Below are 2,716 nucleotides of genomic sequence, written 5' to 3'. Positions count from 1 at the left end.
TGAAGCGATCGAAGATTTTCTCAGCAATGGCAAATTAACCCTCATTCCTTTTGCCGAACCTGTAGAAATTTTGTTTAGTGAATCTCCCAATGAACGGCGACAGGTAACGGGTGTTGTATTTCAGGATGTGCAGAATAATCAACGCTTCACCGTCAATGCTCAAATTACCATTGAGGCGACAGACTTGGGAGACTTACTAGAATTAGGAAATATTGAGTCGCGAGTCGGACAAGAATCACAAAACGACACGGGTGAAGCACTTCTTCCCCAACAACCTTTTCCCGAATGTCAACAGTCAATCACTTTTTGTGCTGCTGTGGAAAAAACTGCTGAGGGAGCAGGTGTTCCCATCGGTAAACCAGAAGGTTATGGGGTGAAACCTTGGTTGCAAACGGATAAATTTACCAGCACTTTTCAAGGACGAACATTTTTTGAGCGGTTTGCAATTTTTACTTATCGACGAATAAAACGTCTCAAGGATGGGTATATCCCAACTACGAGTAATGGTGATGTGACCATCCTGAATTATGAGTCCAATGATTATAAAGTGGGTCTGTTGACTGGGGTGAGTCGGAGCGATCGTCAAAAACATATTCAGCAAGCACGGGAATATACTCAAGCTTATATTTATTACCTCCAGTCGCAAACATTAAAAACCAACAATTGGATATTAATAGGTAAGGTAGGGGAGTTAAAACCACGGGGAGACTTGACTTGGACTAATGATGGTATTGCTCTGGAACCCTATATCCGCGAAGCAAGAAGAGGGATAGCATTAACAACTATTGTTTACCGAGATACTGCCCAACAATATTATGGCGAGCAAGCACGGGGACGATGTTTTGACGATAGCGTTGGTATCGGTCATTATGCTTTGTTTGATATTCATCCCACTGATAACCCTAACCACCTTATTTTCAACAGTAAAGATGAGATGAAATGTTTGCCTTTTACTATTGCGTTAAAAGCAATGGTGCCGTTCGATACGGATAACCTGATTCTGTCGGCGAAAAGTATTGGCACGACTCATTTGACTAATTCTGTATATCGGATGCACGCCGTTGAATGGGCGATCGGTGAAGCAGGCGGTCATTTAGCTGCTTTTGCTCTAAATGAGGGGGTGGATGTTCGTACTATTGCTACAAATAAACGACTGATTTATAAATTTCAGGGTTTATTAACTCGTAATCAAATTCCCCTATTTTGGTATAACGATATTGCCCATGATGACCCAGACTTTGAGGCGATACAAATTCTCGCTGTGGCAGGTATTGTACGGACTGAGAATTACAATCATTTATATTTTCTACCAGAGGGAACAGTCAACCGAGCAGTTGTTTCAGTGGCAGTGGTAAATGTGATGGGTTTTGAAATGCTTAATCCTGAGTTTCCCACTTTTCTCGATGTACCGAAGGAGCATTTTGCCTATCGTGCCATTGAAACTATGGCAGCAAAGGGTATTGTTTCGGGGGTGGGTAATGGATATTTTGCCCCAAATTTACAATGTACGCGGGAGCAGTTAGCGTTTATTGTTGGTAAAAGTGGAGATTTTGATGTGTTTCAGTTATTTGGTACTTCTGGTACACCTTTGGATGCTCAACCTTTGAAACGACGGGAGTTATCTCGGATTTTGTATATGGTATTGCGATCGCAATATGGCATTGATTAAATATTTTTGTAGTTAGTAATATAAGAGCTGATTCATAAAGAGAATCTAAAGAAAGTTAATCCCAGTCAAATTAGGTGTGATTGTTGAGTATAGTTGAGCCATATTGTAACCAATGAGTCTAATACCTGCGATAGCGTACCCTTAACCGGAGGTGATCGCTAACCCTAAACGTCAACCATACCCAAGGGACCTGAGTGATTCGTATGGGGGAGATACTCAAGGCTCTACTACCTAAACCTAAAGGGTTTGGTCATCCTGTTCAAGTGGATTTCCGAGAAATTCGTATGGGGTATATTTTATGTACAAAGAACTGGATTCCAATGGGAAATGATGCCCCATGACTTACCACCCTACACAACTGTATACAGATACTTCCACCAAATGGCAGCATCGTGGTTTCTGGCCACTTCTTCACGATCAAGTTCGCCAAAAATTAAGAACACAACTAGACAGGGATCAAGACTCCACCGTTGCGAACGCTGATTCCTATGGCAGTCAAAACAACAGAAAAAAGGGAGCTGTCTACGGCGCGCGATGGTGGTAAGAAAGTTAAAGGCCGTAAGCGCCTTATGGTGGTAGATTCGATTCGGATTATTATAGCGCTGTGCGCAGGCAACAGCTCCGGAAGGGGGAATAAATTGCCTATAATATAAGATTTTAGCTATTGGACATTTCCTGCAATTTGTAAATACACCAGCGCTCATTGCTATAATTGGAGTTCTGGTGAGTGAGGCAAATGCCTCAGAACGTTTAGGAGCAGTAGTTGTACTCAATGAGGCAAAGGACAAACTATCGAAAGAGCGAGGTGGTCAGGGTAGATCAGGGTTATTCTGGTAAAAACTTTGCCCATGCTGTTAGGCAGGTTTGTGGCGATGGCGTCGCTATTGGAAGTGATCAAACGAACCTCAGAGAGTTTTGAGCAATTGCCGTGCGCGATGGATTGTTGAAGGCAATGCATGGGTGGCTAAATAGATTTAGGCGCGCTATGTAAGGATTATGAAGTCTATTCAGATGTAAGTGAAGCAATGATTTATGGCTGATTAATCC

Annotated in this window: 2 protein-coding genes; both read left to right on the top strand. The window is 42.4% G+C overall.

Features of this window, described 5'->3' with window-relative positions; translation table 11 throughout:
• Positions 1-1,669, top strand: a 1,669-nt coding sequence (locus F6K13_RS27305) for an FAD-dependent oxidoreductase (protein ID WP_287289023.1), incomplete at its 5' end; no start/stop codon positions are given.
• A gap of 246 nt (positions 1,670-1,915) precedes the next feature.
• A complete protein-coding gene (locus F6K13_RS35450) occupies positions 1,916-2,152 on the top strand; it encodes a transposase (protein WP_124144373.1) in 237 nt (78 codons plus the stop codon).
• Positions 2,153-2,716 lie beyond the last annotated feature (564 nt).

It is taken from the genome of Okeania sp. SIO2B9 (assembly GCF_010672505.1).
Classification (GTDB): Bacteria; Cyanobacteriota; Cyanobacteriia; order Cyanobacteriales; family Microcoleaceae; genus Okeania; species Okeania hirsuta.
Note: the sequence above shows the minus strand (reverse complement) of the source record. Positions and strands in the feature narration are given on the sequence as shown.